The sequence below is a fragment of the Paenibacillus sp. JT22N15 genome, from assembly GCF_059383755.1.
Genome location: NZ_JBXENV010000023.1, coordinates 1 through 16,372 on the forward strand (window position 1 = coordinate 1; position 16,372 = coordinate 16,372).

11 protein-coding genes are annotated in these 16,372 nt (G+C 48.3%); all 11 read left to right on the forward strand.

The features are described 5' to 3' along the window. The first annotated feature begins 500 nt into the window (after nt 1-500). The 11 genes from AC50X8_RS30280 (at nt 501) to AC50X8_RS30330 (ending at nt 16,371) form a co-directional block, all read left to right on the forward strand. Nucleotides 501-3,176, forward strand: a complete 2,676-nt coding sequence (locus AC50X8_RS30280; protein ID WP_494883275.1) for a YhgE/Pip domain-containing protein — start codon at nt 501-503, stop codon at nt 3,174-3,176. A 17-nt stretch (nt 3,177-3,193) separates the two neighbouring features. Beyond that, on the forward strand, nt 3,194-3,790 hold the full coding sequence (locus tag AC50X8_RS30285) for a hypothetical protein (protein ID WP_056035421.1): 597 nt from the start codon (nt 3,194-3,196) through the stop codon (nt 3,788-3,790). Between the two features lie 260 nt (nt 3,791-4,050). After that, nucleotides 4,051-4,749 carry an RNA polymerase sporulation sigma factor SigK gene (gene sigK / locus AC50X8_RS30290; RefSeq protein WP_056035418.1) on the forward strand — a complete coding sequence of 233 codons (699 nt, stop codon included), beginning with the start codon at nt 4,051-4,053 and terminating at the stop codon, nt 4,747-4,749. A gap of 553 nt (nt 4,750-5,302) precedes the next feature. Beyond that, nucleotides 5,303-7,090: a sensor histidine kinase gene (locus tag AC50X8_RS30295; protein WP_056035416.1), complete on the forward strand. Its 1,788-nt coding sequence runs from the start codon at nt 5,303-5,305 to the stop codon at nt 7,088-7,090. Further along, a complete protein-coding gene (locus AC50X8_RS30300; RefSeq protein WP_056035413.1) occupies nt 7,090-8,688 on the forward strand; it encodes a response regulator transcription factor in 1,599 nt (532 codons plus the stop codon). The genes AC50X8_RS30295 and AC50X8_RS30300 overlap by 1 nt, the downstream gene beginning before the upstream one ends. Before the next feature lie 146 nt (nt 8,689-8,834). Then, on the forward strand, nt 8,835-10,349 hold the full coding sequence (locus tag AC50X8_RS30305; RefSeq protein WP_056035410.1) for an ABC transporter substrate-binding protein: 1,515 nt from the start codon (nt 8,835-8,837) through the stop codon (nt 10,347-10,349). Between the two features lie 90 nt (nt 10,350-10,439). After that, nucleotides 10,440-11,366, forward strand: a complete 927-nt coding sequence (locus AC50X8_RS30310) for an ABC transporter permease (protein WP_056035407.1) — start codon at nt 10,440-10,442, stop codon at nt 11,364-11,366. A gap of 24 nt (nt 11,367-11,390) precedes the next feature. Further along, the gene (locus AC50X8_RS30315; protein ID WP_494862227.1) at nt 11,391-12,281 is read left to right on the forward strand and encodes a carbohydrate ABC transporter permease; all 891 of its coding nucleotides are present in this window, start codon (nt 11,391-11,393) and stop codon (nt 12,279-12,281) included. A gap of 51 nt (nt 12,282-12,332) precedes the next feature. Continuing rightward, nucleotides 12,333-13,871, forward strand: coding sequence for a glycoside hydrolase family 43 protein (locus AC50X8_RS30320; RefSeq protein WP_056035399.1), 1,539 nt, complete (start codon nt 12,333-12,335; stop codon nt 13,869-13,871). A gap of 429 nt (nt 13,872-14,300) precedes the next feature. Next, nucleotides 14,301-15,332 carry a hypothetical protein gene (locus AC50X8_RS30325; protein WP_056035396.1) on the forward strand — a complete coding sequence of 344 codons (1,032 nt, stop codon included), beginning with the start codon at nt 14,301-14,303 and terminating at the stop codon, nt 15,330-15,332. Nucleotides 15,333-15,528: 196 nt separating this feature from the next. Then, a complete protein-coding gene (locus tag AC50X8_RS30330) occupies nt 15,529-16,371 on the forward strand; it encodes a class I SAM-dependent methyltransferase (RefSeq protein WP_235533158.1) in 843 nt (280 codons plus the stop codon). Nucleotide 16,372: the final 1 nt, after the last annotated feature.

The following is a 16,372-nucleotide window of genomic DNA, read 5'->3' on the forward strand; positions in this document are numbered from 1 at the left end:
ACCGAAAACGTTCAAACAGCACGCTTGGCTACATGTCACCCTTGCGTTTCGAACAGCTTTATTACGAAAAAATAGCATAATGGGCGTGTCTACTCTATTGACAGAAGAGCATCCTGTCCGCTTACGGCCTAAAATCGGGTAAATAGCCAGAATAGCGGAATCTCAGTCCTCGAAAAAAGGAGTGAGCATGCCGAGCTCCGTCGCCTCAGCCGCAGTGGTCTGTTTCTGCAACAATCACATGACGTTAAAGAGTGGGCATCCATTCATAACGCTAAAGAACCTTCCACAATGAATGGAAGAAATAATGGATGTAATCCGTACGTAATATCCCCCACAATTTCCTGCCCCTTTTATATGCTATTCCAAGCCATACTCCCCGAAAAAAATCATCATGATATTTCTTCTTTTCCCTGTTAATGCTAAACTAAGGTCTGATTAGCGGCAATCGGGTATTGCAAAGGCCGCTCCACAACTTCTGACATAGCAAAGGCGGTCTACTTATGCGCAATATTTGGCATATTTATAAAACAGATTGGCTCCATATTTTACGTGTGCCTACCGGCATTTTTCTTATTTTAGCGATTATATTGCTTCCCGGCTTGTACGATTGGGTCAATATTAAATCGGTGTGGGACCCTTACAATAACACACAGGGCATTAAAATTGCAGTCACGAGCCTCGATGCGGGAGCAAGCGTGCAAGGCAAGACGGTTAATATCGGTGAGGACCTAGTGACAAGCCTGCAAACGAACGAGAAGCTGGGCTGGACGTTTGTAAGTGAGCAGGAAGCGATGGATGGCGTTGAAAAAGGCACCTATTATGCAAGCCTGCTTATTCCAGCTGATTTCTCTGCCAAAATAACCGGTATTATCGAAGGCAAAATCGAGCGGCCGGAAGTGGTTTATACGGTCAATGAAAAGGTGAATGCCATTGCGCCGAAAATAACCGGCTCCGGCGTTTCCGCCATCACGAAGCAAATTAATGAAGGCTTCACAGAAGCTGTAAGCGAAACGGTGCTGACGAAGCTGAAGGAAGCGGGCGTAGAAGTGGAAGCGGAGCTGCCGACGATACGCAAGGTCGAGAACGGCATTTTCAGTCTGGAAAGCCATTTGCCTGAAATTGAAGCGGCTGGACAGAAGGTGCTGGAAGTCGAGAGCAAGCTGCCGGAAATCAACGAGAAGGCGCAAAAAATAATCGAGCTCCAGCAGAAGCTGCCGGAGATTAATCAAGCTGCGCAATATGTGCTAAAGCTGCAGCAATATTGGCCGAAAATCAGCGATGCCGCTTCGGAGGTGCTCATCATTCAGGAGAAGCTTCCTGAAATCCAGAAAGCGGCGCAGCGCATTCAGGAGGTCGATGCCAATTTCGACCGCGTGAGCGAGGTGGTCGACACGGCGCTGGACAAAACGAATACAGCGCTTGGCATTGTGACGACGGCTGAGGAGCAGCTGCCGAAGCTTGAGGCGCTGGGGGGAGACGCGATCGCTTTCGCGGATGGACTGAACGAATTTTTAGCGTCGAGCCAGGAGGCATTTCAGGCGATTAGCCCGACTTTGAAGCAAAATTTGCTGCTGGTCAAGCAAATTGCTGATGCTGCCGAGCTGCTGACAGCAAGGCTGCAGGAGGCTGATCTTACCAAGCTGCCGACCGCGGCGGAAGTTCAGACGCTCTCTGAGCGGCTCAGTACAGCAGCAGGCGTAATCGGCAGCATAACCAAGGTGATGTCGACGATTAACAGCCATCTGCCGGATGGGCAGCTAAGCGGGACCATTCAGCGGCTGAGCGGTCTCACCGAAAAGCTGAATACGCAAATTCAGCTGCTCGGCATCATTAAGGATGCGATGGACCGGGGAACCGCACCGCCAGCGGAGATTGTAGCGCGGCTGCATGCGGTAACGGAGCAGGTGAGCAGCGATCTTGCCTACGTACTGGAGCATTACGACAGCGATATTGTGCCTGCGATCACCGAAGGCTTGAGCAAATTGCAGCAGCTTGGAGCGGCATCGTCCGATGTGCTGCAAACGGCAAAGAGCAAGCTGCCGGATATCGCCGAGCTGCTCAAGGCCGCGCGTGAAGGGCTGACGTTTGGGCAGCAGGAGCTGACCCGCATACAGGCAGAGCTGCCGGAAATTCGCACGAAGGTGCATGAAATAGCGACGACTTTGCAAAGCAAGACGGACGCCTTCGTGAACGCGATTAACACGGCAGCGCCGTTTATCCGCAATGACTTGCCAGCCATCGGCAAAAAAATCGACGCAGCCGCAGCTTTTGTTCAGAATGATTTGCCTGAGGCGGAAAAAGAGCTGGCAAAGCTGGCGGATTTCGTCCAATACCAGCTCCCGGAGCTTACAGACAGCGTGAAACGCGTTGCCGGACTTGTTCGCGACGACTTGCCGCAGCTGGAGGAAGCGATTCGTAAAGCGGCTGACAAACTGCGCGAAGTGAAGGCTGATAACAGCTTTGCGGAGCTTGCGAAGCTGCTGCGCGGCGATATTGAGAAGGAAAGCGAGTTTTTGGCGAGCCCCGTGCTTATTAAGGAAAACCAGCTGTATGCGATCCCTAATTATGGCTCGGCAATGTCGCCTTTTTACGGTGTGCTGTCGCTTTGGGTAGGCGCCACGCTGCTTATTTCAATGCTGCGCTCAGAGGCGGACAATCCAAATGGAAGCTATAGCGGCTACCAGCTGTATTTGGGGCGCCTCGGCACCTTTTTAACGATTGGACTATTGCAGGCTTTATGCGTAACGCTGGGAGACTTTTTTATATTAGGCGCCTATGTTGCAGATAAGCTGTGGTTTGTATTATTTGCGATGCTCGTCAGCATCGTATTTGTCACTATTACGTACACGCTGTTGTCTGTGTTCGGCAATGCGGGCAAGGGGATTGCGATTATTTTTATGGTGTTTCAATTTTCCAGCTCAGGCGGTACCTTTCCGATCAGCATGACGACGCCTTTTTTCCAAGCGCTGAATCCGTTTATGCCATTTACGTATGCGATTAGCTTGCTGCGCGAATCAGTTGGGGGCATTTTGTGGCAAACGGTGCTGAAGGATGTGCTGTTCCTGCTCGGCTTTATTGCCATTAGCCTGTTCATTGCCCTCGTGCTCAAACGCCCGCTTAGCGGCATCATTAAGCACTCGTCCGACAATGCGAAGAAGACCAAAATTATAGCATAGAGATTAAGGGGAAACGTATGAAAACGTACGAACAGTTCGTGGGAGAAATGATTGCAGCAGCACAGGCTGCGGGGCTGCATATTTATCAAAATAAAAACCGGCTGGAGACAAGGTCGCTGGATCGCGAGTTTTCGTTTTTTTGTACGCCGAGGACTCACCAGCAGCCGTATCAGACGAGTGCCTATATGTATTTTGAATGGAGCAGCGTGCTTACGGCGGAATCGCTTCGCGAAAGGGAAGAGGCGGCGCTGTCGCCGATTCTCGCTGTCATGCGCAGCGCCGATGTCGAAACCGTGAAGGATGAGCCTTGTACGCAGCTGCATATTCAATATGAGTTTGAGGTAGCGGAAAATTTTCAAACGATGACGGATGAAATCAATCAGCAGCTGCTGACGATTTTTCGCAAGTCTATGGGCCATACGAACGTTCCGGTTATAAAATGGGAGCTGATTATTCAAGCCAGCGGCGAAAATCATATTTCTAAAATATCGGCGCAGCAGCACTGGAGCATTCCCTTGCTTTCGGATTCCGGTGTTGGCCCGATTATGGCTGAGGTTAATGATGTTTTGATCGCAATAGGCGAGCTGCCGTTTATCAAAAAGGATTCAAAGTAGCCTGCGGCATGGTTGTAGTGCCAGACGGTTAAGGTTGAAGGAACTAACCATATTGGTTTTATTCATACCAATTTTCGAGGCAAAGAGAGCTATGTGCTGACGAAGCAATATTAAGCTATTGCGAGTTCCAACTGGTTTATTTATTCTAATTCCTTGTACATGCACATATAGGCCCCCGCCTACATAGAATGTAAAATTGATGTTGGTGTACGCTGAGGCTGATTAGGATGCCCGGTAATACAGCATAGGGGGGCCAGACGATGGGATTATTTGCTGCAATCGCTTTGTTTATTAAACAGTTAACGCTACTTGTATCGTACGTGAAAAATAACGCTTTTCCACAGCCACTTCGCGAAGAAGAAGAAGCGAAGCATCTCGCACTAATGGCCGAAGGCAATACACATTCTCGCAATTTACTTATTGAACATAATTTGCGCCTTGTTGCACATATCGTCAAAAAATTTGATAACACCGGCGAAGATTTGGAGGACTTGATTTCTATTGGTACAATCGGGCTGATCAAAGCCATTGAGAGCTTCCAGACGGGCAAAGGCACGAAGCTGGCGACATTTGCTGCCCGTTGTATTGAAAACGAGATTTTAATGCATCTACGTTCCTTGAAAAAAACGCGCAAGGACGTATCGCTGCATGATCCAATCGGCACCGACAAAGAAGGCAATGAAATTACGCTCGTCGATATTCTGGGAAGCGATCCAAATGAAATTGTGGAAACCGTGCAGCTAAAAATGGAAAAAAGTAAAATTTATAAAAATTTAGTCATTCTTGATGAACGTGAAAAGGAAGTCATCATGGGCAGATTTGGCTTGGAGCATGGCGGGGAAGAACGGACTCAGCGAGAGATTGCTAAGGAGTTGGGAATTAGCCGCAGTTATGTATCGAGGATTGAGAAAAGGGCGCTGATGAAGCTTTATCATGAGTTTTATAAGGTGAAGAAATAGGTGCCTTACCTGAAGGCTTTTTGATTCAGTAATGGATTGTCAACATTATAAAATGTACTTCTCGCGATTTGCAGGATGTCGCACATGGCTGATACCGAGTATTTATCACGGTTGCTGTGGATGATAGCTACTTTCGTCCCATGATCGATGTGGATGGCGTATCAGAAGCTCAGCAGAATGACTGGAGAAGCTTTTGATAATCAAATTTAAGGTACGTAATGCACGAAAGGGCTGGGGACGAATTTTGTCTCCAGCCCTTTTGAATTTTACCCGTACCTCTAGGTTTCGATTACTTGATTATATATTTGCTTACGCATACTTACAATTCTAGAGTATGCTCTCACTCCTATCCGGCATGTGTGCATGCTAGATTGGACGTCAGGAGCTGATTTATTAACGGTCTTTTTTTTATTGCAATGCTATTAATGGGGTATTAATATCGAGATTTCCCGATAAATGCAAAAGGTTTTATTCATCTTGGATCTGAAGTACAATAGCTCTCATAGTAATTGTGAATTTGAATCATGGATAGTAAGGAAAGGAGATATACGAAATGAATCGTTCTTTGCAAATAGACCGATGGGGCAGCATACACTCCATTAGGATGAAGATGATAGCAGGCTTGTTTCTTATCGTTTTGCCGCTGATTGGATTCCTGATTTATATGAATGGCTATGCAATCGACGTCGTCCGCAACCAGGTGGCTGCCTCTAGCAAGGACTTATTAACGCTGTATCGTGACCAGGTGGACGCACGCCTTGTCGAAGCAGATAATTATTTAATCGGGCTCATGCAGGACCCGGATCTCTCGAACATCGATTTTTCCCCGCAGCCCGAGGATCGCATTTTCGCGTCGCAGCGTATCGCGTCGAACTTAACAAATTCTATCCTTCGGTATCCCGTTTTGGACGGGTTATTCGTCTATCTACCCTCAGATGATCAATACTTATACTCCTTCCGCGACCGTTCCACCATGATCGACCGCATGTACATTAAATCCTATATATCGGATAACGTAAGTAAGAATTCTGACATGAGGATGATCACCCAAAAAAGGATGTGGTATGTTCAAAAGAATGGCGACCGCGTTTACCTTCTCCGCTTCTTTGTGCTCGACAACGACTCCATCGTCGGTGCGTGGACTAACGCGGAGTCGCTGCAGACACCGCTTGATCTGCTAGGCATCGGCGAAGAAGGAGCGGCGCTGCTAGGCGACGGGCGCGGCAACGCGATTGTCAATCAAGGTTTTGTCAGTGAACACGGCATTACGATTGAGCCGCAAGCGGAAAGCTATTATCTCACTGGCTCGACGGAGAAATTCCTAGCAGTTAGCGAAGATTCCCGCGAAGGAGAGTTCAGCCTACATGCGTTTATCCCGGAGGATGTGATGCTCCAGCATCTCTCCACATACAAGCTTATTTCCTACTCCCTTCCGTTCGTCGCGGTCCTGATTCTGGCAGCGGCGTTGCTCTTGCTTCGGAAGACGCTCTTACTTCCGCTCAATCGCTTGCTCAAGGTTATGAACCGAATTCAGCAAGGCAATCTCGACACTCAGATCAAGGATTATCCAACTTCTTTGGAGTTCAAGGTCGTTAATGATACGTTCAACAACATGATGGAGCAGATCAAGCATTTGCGAATCAGCGTGTATGAAGAGCAGCTGAATAAGCAGAAAGCGGAACTTCAGCATCTGCAGTTGCAGATTAGGCCGCATTTTTTTATTAATACCCTTAACATGATGTATATGCTAGCCCGTACGAAGGACGTTACGCGCATGGAGGAAATGTCACTGTGTCTGGTGAGGTACTTCAGGTACATGTTCCAAAGCAATCTGAGCTTCGTTGCGCTTAAAGACGAATTGCAGCATATTCGCAATTACTTGCGAATACAAGAACTACGGTATCCCGACCAGTTGACATACGAAATCGAAGCCCCTTCTTTTCTGTTGTCTACACCGGTTCCGCCTCTGATTGTGCACACCTTTGTTGAGAATGCCATCAAACATGCCATGACAATGGATGAACAGTTATCCTTATCAGTAACAATTGAGATGCTCGAGACACCACAAGCTGCCCTTCATATTGAAATAAGGGATAACGGTCCCGGCTTCAGCCCTACTGTGGTGGAGAGTATCGATCGTGGTGAGCGAATCGTGGACGACGAAGGGGATCATATCGGCATTTGGAACGTGAAGAGGCGGTTGCAATTGATATATGGAGAGCGGACGCAGGTTGTCTTAAGAGACGGGGAGCTGTGTGGCGCCGTAGTGGACGTGACGATTCCTCTCTCGCCCCGAAATGACAAAGAGAAGGACAAGCTTGACCCAGGAGGTATGGACTAATGCTTACGCTGATCATCGTAGATGACGAGAAACTGCTTACAGATTCATTGAAAGGTGACATAGATTGGACTTCTCTCGGATTCGATAAAGTATTCACTGCTTATAATTCGCGCCAAGCAAAAGAGATCTTCGAGCGGGAAAGAATCCATCTTATGGTATGTGATATCGAGATGCCTCAGGGAAGCGGACTAGAGCTTCTAGCTTGGGTGCGCGAGAATCATCCCGACACAGAGACAGTTTTCATGACCTGCCATGCCGAGTTCAAACTGGCACAGCGAGCGATGCAACTGGGGAGCTTCGACTACTTGCTGAAACCGGTTCCGCCGGACGAATTGCTGAGCGTAGGAGGTAAGGTAGTTGCGAAGATTATGAAGGAGAGCAAGGAGAAGCAATACAGTCGGATCGGGCAATTCTGGTCGCGCCGGCAACCGCTAATTGCTGAACAATTCTGGTTAGATCTGCTTCACCATGTTATCCCCTCGAATCCAGATTCCATTAAGCGGGAGGCAGGAGAGAGAGGTATTCCATTCGATGAGAAGCTACAGTTGTTACCATTGTTAATCTCTGTGAAACGTTATCACAAGGATTTCTCTCCCCGGGATCAGAAGGTTTTGGAATATGCGCTAAAGAACAGTGGCGAGGAGACGCTTGGGCTGGAGGGTCAGGGACTTCTGTTTACAACTACAGACCGCGAATTGATGGCACTCATTCCTATCGAAGGAGATGCGGCCCCGCTGCGGGAGCAGTTCAAGGAGAAGGCACGACCGTTAATCGATTATGCGTCTGAGTACTTCTATTGCGACATTGCTATTTATATCGGAAATGCCGTTCAAGGTCATGAATTGAATGGCATGGTAGGAAGACTGCGGGAGCTAGACAAGGAAAATATCGCACTTGCAAAGGACGTATTTCTCTACGATAGTGCTCGTAAGACGCGGGAAACGATCACGTTTCCCGACATGCATGCCTGGTCGATTATGCTTAAGGAAGGACAAGGAGGCCGCGTACTCGATGAGGCTAAGGCATTCCTGTGGACAGCGACAGCGAGTATGGACGTGGATTCGCTGTACCGATTCCATCATAACTTTCTCCAAATGGTGTTCTACGTTTTGAAGATAGAGGGAATTGATGCGCAGCTTTTGTTCGGTGATGATAAGTCTGCCGACCTATTCCGCAACGCGTCCCGATCCGTTCCCGACATGGTGGGCTGGATGACGCATATAATCGGCAAGTCAATGGATCAGGTCCGGAGCATAAGGGAATCGCCTTCCATTCTGGACAAGGTCGAGCAATACGTGAACGCACGGCTGGATTCGGAGCAGCTTTCGCGGGAAGACGTTGCTGCCTACATGTTCTTAAATCCTGATTATTTGGACAGGCTGCTGAAGAAGCAGACGGGTCATTCCGTCACAGAGTTAATTATAAACAAGCGGATGGCGCTTGCGCTGGAGCTTCTGCTCAAGACGGAGCTTCCCGTTGGCACCATAGCGGTGCAATCGGGTTATTCCAACCTTGCCCATTTCTCACGGAGGTTCAAACGGTTTGCGGGACTCAGTCCCCATGAGTACCGTAAAAAATACGTTGCCAATTCCAAATAGATGGCTTCCATGCTAGATGAACGAATAGTCGATAATAGTCAACTGGCATGTCGATTTCGGAGTAGTGGCTATTCTGCCATTGACCGTACAATGAGATCAGGCTCGCGAACATAAGAGTCCACGACACTAGATACGGGGGATGACACATGAACAAAAAGATTGGTTGGACAGGCGCGCTAGTTGCCTTGTCGATGCTGATGTCCGCATGCTCGGGCGGCGGCAGTAATGCTGGAAACGCTTCGAACGGAGCGACTTCTGCAGGGAGTAACGAGGAGAAGCCTTACGAAATCGTATACGCATACCCAACATTTGACAACGTTCCTGCGGACATTCAGCTCGTCCAAGACGAGGTTAATAAGATCGCCAAAGAGAAGATTAATGTCACAGTCAAGCTGCTGCCAATCAGCAACAGCGCCTACACAAACCAGATCAACTTGATGATGTCGAGCGGAGAGAAGCTGGACATGATCGCCATGCTGGGCAACTATAGCACACAAGTCACACGCGGTGTTTTATATCCTCTGGGCGATATCATGGAGGAAAACGCGCAGGGCATTATCGACGCGCTTGGTGAGGACTATTACAATGCGACCAAGGTCGGCGGCATTAGCTACGGCGTGCCGAGCATCCGGGACTTGGCACAAAATTTCGGGTTCGTCATGCGCAAGGATCTCGTGGACCAATACAATATCGAGTTAGGAACGATTAAGAACTTCGAGGAATTCGGCAAGGCGTTCAAGACGTTGAAGGAGAATGAACCTGATATGGTTAGTGCGACAAATCTCGCTGGTGGCACGATACTTGGCACTTACCGGACCTACGATCCGTTGGGCAACGAGCTTGGCGTCCTTTTGAATAGCGGACTTGCCGACTTGAACGTCGTAAACTGGTTTGCGACGGAAGAATACGAGAAAATGGTGCGTCAACTTCGTGAATGGTACTTAGCGGGTTACATTCTCAAGGACGCCGCGACGAATCCGGAATCAAACCACGCCATCGTGAAGTCCGGCAAAGCGGCAGGTTATTTCACCCAGATGAAGCCTGGCTTTGATGCCCAGGAAAGCCGTATGACCAGCCATCCCATGGTGTCGGTGCAGACGGTTGAGCCTGTAGCGAAGACCGATACGGTCACGAACGTGGCCATTGGTGTGGCAGCCAAGTCAGCGAATCCGGCGAAGACTCTACAATTCCTGAATCTGATGTATACCGACAAGGAGATTGTTAACCTGATTGACTGGGGGATTGAAGGCAAGCATTACGTGAAGATGGAAGGCCAGGATAATATGATTAAGTATCCCGATGGTATAACAGGCGATAACGTGGGGTACAAGAACTATGGCTGGATGCACGGTAACCAATTCCTGTCCTACGTATTTGAAGGTGACGAACCCGACGTCTACGTCAAAATGGAGGCATTCAACCAGAACGCTGCTAAATCCAAGGCGCTTGGTTTCTCGTTCAACGGCGACAACGTGAAGAATGAAATTGCCGCTAGTAACGCAGTCTTATTACAATACAAAGGCGTTCTTGAGAGTGGCTCGGTTGATGTTGACAAGGTGTTGCCTGAATTCCTCAAGAAGCTTGAGGAATCGGGCATCAACAAGATTATTGCAGAGAAGCAGAGCCAACTGAATGAGTGGGCGGCTACGAACGGCACATAGGATGAGAACGTACAACGATCCAACCGGACGTCAGAGCCGATTGGATCGTTTCTTAAAGAAGAGACCTTTCGGGAAAGGGACGAGATAGGAATGGATTATACAAAAAAAAGACACCGTACGTTCTTTAAATATTTACCGCTTACACTGCTCATGCTTCCGGGTCTTGCTTACCTGCTGATCAATAACTACTTACCGCTGCTTGGCATGTTCATTGCATTCAAGAACATCAATTACTCTCAGGGTATTTTCGCGAGCGACTGGGTAGGTTTTAGCAATTTCGAGTATCTGTTCAAGACGAGTGACGCCTTTATTATTACAAGAAATACGATTCTGTATAATGCCGTTTTCATTATTCTCGGAACGGTCCTCGCCATCGCGTTCGCTATTCTGCTAAATGAAGTGAGGAAAAAGGTACTGTCGCGCTTCTATCAGAGCGTCATCGTTCTACCGCATCTCATTTCATTCGTAGTCGTTGGCTATCTGGCTTACGCCGCGTTCAGCATGGAGACGGGCTTCATGAACAAGACGATACTGCCGCTTCTGGGCATTGACGAAATATCTTGGTACACAGAGCCCAAGTATTGGCCATACATTCTGACCATCGTGCATCTATGGAAGTCGGTAGGATTCTCTTGTATCATTTATCTGGCTTCTATTATCAGCATCGATACCGAATATTACGAGGCGGCAACACTCGATGGGGCGAGTAAGTGGCAGCAGATCCGTGCGATCACCATCCCCCTTATTACGCCAGTCATCGTGATGTTGATGCTTCTTGGCATCGGACGTATCTTTTATTCCGACTTCGGCCTATTCTATCAGGTGCCAATGAACGCTGGAGCGATCGCCGATACGACCAATGTCATCGACACCTACGTTTACCGCGGTCTTATGGTGCTGGGCGACATCGGCATGGCATCCGCCGCAGGCGTCTACCAGTCGCTCGTCGGATTCGTGCTCGTATTGGGCGCGAACTATATCGTCCGGAAAATCAACAGGGAGAACGCCTTGTTCTAGGGCGAGTGGAGGAGCATAACAACCATGGCTATCGAAAATAAAGCTATAAACTGGATCGCTAATGTAACGCTGTCGGTGTTCGCGTTGGCCTGTATCATACCATTCGCGCTACTGATCATGGCATCGCTTAGCAGCGAAGCAAGCATTATTCGGAACGGCTATACATTCTTTCCGGAGCAATTCAGTTTGTCTGCTTACGAATACTTGTGGACACATCATCTTGAGCTGGGCCGAGCATACGGCATTACCGTGTTCATCACAGTTGTCGGTACGGCGGTTAGTCTTGCGATTACCTCGGCGCTTGCCTATCCGTTATCGCGCAGGGATATGCCGTTGCGCAACTTCTGGACGTTTCTCGTGTTCTTTACTATGCTATTCAATGGCGGGCTGGTACCGACTTATCTGGTGTACACTCAACTCTTCGATATCAAGAACACCATATTCGGACTGTTACTGCCGGGGTTGCTCATGAGCGGCTTCAACGTCCTGCTTGTCCGTACATTCTTCATAACGTCCATTCCACCTGCCTTGATCGAAGCGGCTAACATTGACGGCGCGGGTGAGATCAAAACGTTCTATCGGATTGTGCTTCCGCTGTCGCTGCCCATCATGGCGACGATCGGGCTGTTCCAAGCTATTAACTATTGGAATGATTGGTTTAACGGTCTTATCTACCTGACCGATTCACGTCTGTTCGGTATACAGACTATTTTGACAAAGATGATCACGGACATCCAGTTTCTGACGAGCAACAGCAACGCGGCCGGCACGGGCGCGAGCCAAGCGATTTCTGAGCTGCCAAGCACCTCCGTGCGAATGGCGATTGCGGCGGTCGGCGTGCTTCCGATCCTCATTGCGTACCCGTTCTTCCAGAAATATTTTGTCAAGGGCATTACGATCGGAGCTGTCAAATAAACCTGGCAGGGCCGTCATTATCAGCTATTCGGACTATAGGAGTTGAAGACAATGAAATTCTCCAATCCCGTCTTGAGCGGTTGTTATCCCGATCCCAGCATATGCAGGGTCGGAAACGATTATTATTTAGTCAACAGCTCATTCAACTATTACCCCGGCATTCCGATCTTTCACAGCAGCGACTTGGTCAATTGGACTCAGATCGGGCACGTGCTGACTAGGGAAAGCCAATTGCCTCTAGGGACTAAAACTAGCGGCGGCGGGGCCTTCAGCTTCACGGGAATCTATGCACCTACTCTGCGTTATCGCGGCGGTCGCTTTTATTTAATCACCACGAACGTACAGCATGGTGGGAACTTCATTGTGACAGCAGATCGGCCGGAAGGGCCTTGGTCAGAGCCCGTTTGGCTGGAGTGGGGCGGTATTGATCCTTCGCTCATGTTCGATGAAGATGGAAAGGTGTACGTGACTGGTACCGGAGGAGGAGATGAGCTTCCGGGCATCTATCAGGCGGAGATGGATCCCGATACGGGAGCCATTCTTACGGAGCGCAGGCTGATCTGGGAGGGAACGGGAGGCAGCTACCCCGAAGGTCCGCACTTGTATCGTATAGCCGATTGGTATTACTTGCTTATTGCGGAAGGTGGTACTGAGTTCGGTCATATGGTGACAATTGCAAGAAGCAAGGAGCCTTACGGTCCATTCCAGTCTTGTCCGAGCAATCCTATCTTGAGTAACCGCAGTACCGGCTTACCGATTCAGGCAACGGGTCATGCCGATTTCGTCGAAGCGCATGATGGAAGCTGGTGGGCAGTCTACCTGGGTATCCGTCCTCTTGGTTATCCGTTCTATCATCATTTAGGTAGGGAAACGTTTTTAATTCAAATTACGTGGTCGGATGATGGTTGGCCTGTTATCGGATATGATGGCAAGGCTCAATTAGAAATTGAGGGCCCATCCTTTTATGAAGGAAGTCTAGGTAAATGCGAAGGCATTTGTCGTGATGATTTTAACAGCGAGTCGCTCAACCTGCATTGGAATTACCTTCGCAATCCGGTGCCAGAGGCGTATTCGCTCACGCGCCGGCCAGGTTGGCTAACGCTCCTCGGTATGGAACAGGGACTTGATGGGACCGAACGTCAGACGTTCGTCGGCCAGCGGCAGCGTCATTTGGAATGTAAGGTATCTGCCTTGCTGGATTTCGAGCCTACTCGAGATGGAGAGGAAGCTGGCCTAACCATTTATATGAATGAGAAGGGGCATTATGAGATTGCCGTAACTCGCATTGACGGGGTTAAGACGGTACTGTTTCGCCGGAGAATAGGCTCCTTGTGGAAAGTGGAGCGGGAGGAGACCATTCCCGTAGGTTCCATCCTTCTAAGCATCGCAGCAGATGCGACTACTTATGTCTTTGCCTTTACATTGAACGGTAAGGAGGAGACGGAGCTCGGACGGGGAGAATGTTTCTATCTGTCAAGCGAAGTGGCCGGCGGTTTTACAGGAGTCTACGTTGGCTTGTATGCTTCCGGCAATGGGATACCAAGTGACTCACCGGCACAGTTCGATTATTTTGATTATAGAACTAATTAAATTTCAGGATTAATTTTCAAATCTGTACGACCAAGATTGGACGTAGGCCGCTAATTGATTAGCGGTCTTTTTTATTTTTATATCGCACTTTACTGATAATGGTTAATTTTTTTAAAACCAAGCCTGCTTCATCTTCTGCACCAAATTGCTTACCGTAGATGATGCGGGATATTCATACTGTTCAAGCTATTATGGAAATTCTGGCTTACCCACAACAGATAGTCAGAGGCCCCGCATGATAACCACAGTAAATTAAGATCATTCGATGACCGCGATGTGGTGAAATACTTGAAGTTCTGCACATTCCTGAGCAAAGCGGAAACGGAAGCGCCAATCGCTTTGATTTTTCCTAATTTCAAAAAAGTGCAATTGCAGGAAAAAAGAGATTAACCTATGGTGGGATTATCCCACTGAAAAGAGGCGATCTATTTGGAAGCTGTGAACACCGCACATATCCTTCCGCTTCGCAAGCCGATCATTGATGTCAATTCGTACCATGCTTTCTCCCAAGCAATTGTGCTGACGGACGAAGCGTTGTCGCTGCCGTGGCTCTTTAGCCACTACATCCATCTGTTTGGCGTTCCCGAATTTGATAAGGGCAACTTTATTCATTTCGCATCCTATTCTTTTTTTCACGAACTGCCCTATACCTTTGTGTCAAAGCTGCATATCGATCAATTGAGGTCATGGTTTCATGACCCGTTATCCTTCTTCATCGACTGCTTGCACAAAAATCAATATTTAGCCATCGCGCTAGACGAATATTATATTCCCGGCACTTCCTCTTACCAAACCAAGCAGCAGGTGCATCATTTGCTCATTCACGGCGTCGATGTTTCGCAGCAGCTGTTCTATGTTGCCGGCTACTTTTCGAATCCGCCGGTCTATGACTCGGGTCGACCAGTCAGCTTCGATCTGCTGCGAGAATCGCTTCGGCATGCAGGGCCCATCAGGCAGCGTATCAGCCAGACACTAGAGATTATCCAGTATCCATACCGGGATTTAAGTACGCCAGCTTTTGAGCTTGACGTTCATTTTATCGCAAGGTCATTGGAGGAGTATTTGCTGTCCAAGCCGTTGACTGAAAAAAATCCGCAAAGGATTCACTTTTGGTTCGGCCTGCGCGTGTATGATTTGCTTGAGCAATTCCTCGAAAGGGAGCTGGAATCAGAGCAGCCAATCATTCATATGAAAGCGCTTCAGACGCTCGTCAATCATAAGCAATGGATGATGAAAAGAATCGAGTACTTGCATGCTCACAAGCTGATTTCCGATAACGGTCTGTTTGCGATGGGGCAGGATGTGCTTAAGCAAACCGTAATCCTTCATCAATGGTGTGTGAAGCAGCGGGTCAGAAGGGACCCGAGCAACATCGTTAAGGCCATTCGCTGCACGCAGCAGTTAAAGCGTAGTGAGGCGTTATTTTTGGAAAAATGCTTGAATCAATTGGTTATTACTTAACGATTTCTAAAAAGTGCAAATGTTTAAAAAAAGTGCAATAGAAGGAAATAACACTTATTCAAAGCAAGAAACCGTTCATCAAAAAAGTCTTATTGCACAGCGAACACCGATGTCTATAAAGTTGAGGAAGGCCATTGACTCACAGAAGCTACATCGACCATGTTGTAGATGAGAGGAGTTGTTCACCCGCTTGGCAATGAAGACAACGCTTACAACCTCACCGATTCAGCATCAGGTCAGTCGACACACAAGTCTGCTTGGCGTTATGCTGCTGCGATTGATTTACCTCATGTATTACGCCTTGCTGTACCCGCCTTATTATTTCTGGAACAAACGCGATTTCAAAAAGCAAACGAAAAAAAATCCCTTCTACGTCAGCAAGCTCGTGCGATTGGTAGAAAAGCATCCCCGGCTGTATGAGCTGTCGATGTTTGTGCTGAACTTTCCAAGACCGACAGCGGTTTATCATTTTTTGCCTGAATTACAAGGAAGAGTGCTGCAGGTTGGCTGCGGGACGGGGCTTCTGAACAAGCATGCGAAAGGATGGAGGCATGCCGAGTTTTTTAATCTCGATATTAATGAAAAATATCTGCAATTCGGCATGAAGAAGGGCCGGCTGCACAATTGCATCCATTCTGGCATTTATCAGGTGGACAAGGCGGATGAAAGCTTTGACAAGATCGTCTTCGCCAGGTGCTTCCATCACATCCGGCATCATAAAAAAGCGTTTAAGGAATGTGCAAGACTACTAAATAAAGGAGGGGAATTGTGGATTCTGGATCCTGTTATTTTGGAGGAGCAGGGCTCAGGCAAACAAATGAGCGCGGGTTATATGGCCAATTCGTCTATTGACGGCGTCATTTGGCGTTTTACGAAGCAAGCCTTCATCGAGCACGTGCTGGCTTCACTACCTGGGGAATTGGAGCTCATTTCGATCACGGAAAATCGGCAGCCGCACTTAACCAATTATAATTTGAAATACCCGCAAACCGATATTTTGGCGGTTATTCGAAAACGAAACGAAGGGGAGAACAAGTAAT

What these genes read in the sequence shown, in the direction of transcription:
- AC50X8_RS30330 (WP_235533158.1), top strand. Translation starts at nt 15,529, where the DNA reads ATGAAGACAACGCTTACAACCTCACCGATTCAGCATCAGGTCAGTCGA.
- AC50X8_RS30305 (WP_056035410.1), top strand. Translation starts at nt 8,835, where the DNA reads ATGAACAAAAAGATTGGTTGGACAGGCGCGCTAGTTGCCTTGTCGATG.
- AC50X8_RS30315 (WP_494862227.1), top strand. Translation starts at nt 11,391, where the DNA reads ATGGCTATCGAAAATAAAGCTATAAACTGGATCGCTAATGTAACGCTG.
- AC50X8_RS30280 (WP_494883275.1), top strand. Translation starts at nt 501, where the DNA reads ATGCGCAATATTTGGCATATTTATAAAACAGATTGGCTCCATATTTTA.
- AC50X8_RS30295 (WP_056035416.1), top strand. Translation starts at nt 5,303, where the DNA reads ATGAATCGTTCTTTGCAAATAGACCGATGGGGCAGCATACACTCCATT.
- AC50X8_RS30320 (WP_056035399.1), top strand. Translation starts at nt 12,333, where the DNA reads ATGAAATTCTCCAATCCCGTCTTGAGCGGTTGTTATCCCGATCCCAGC.
- sigK (WP_056035418.1), top strand. Translation starts at nt 4,051, where the DNA reads ATGGGATTATTTGCTGCAATCGCTTTGTTTATTAAACAGTTAACGCTA.
- AC50X8_RS30310 (WP_056035407.1), top strand. Translation starts at nt 10,440, where the DNA reads ATGGATTATACAAAAAAAAGACACCGTACGTTCTTTAAATATTTACCG.
- AC50X8_RS30300 (WP_056035413.1), top strand. Translation starts at nt 7,090, where the DNA reads ATGCTTACGCTGATCATCGTAGATGACGAGAAACTGCTTACAGATTCA.
- AC50X8_RS30285 (WP_056035421.1), top strand. Translation starts at nt 3,194, where the DNA reads ATGAAAACGTACGAACAGTTCGTGGGAGAAATGATTGCAGCAGCACAG.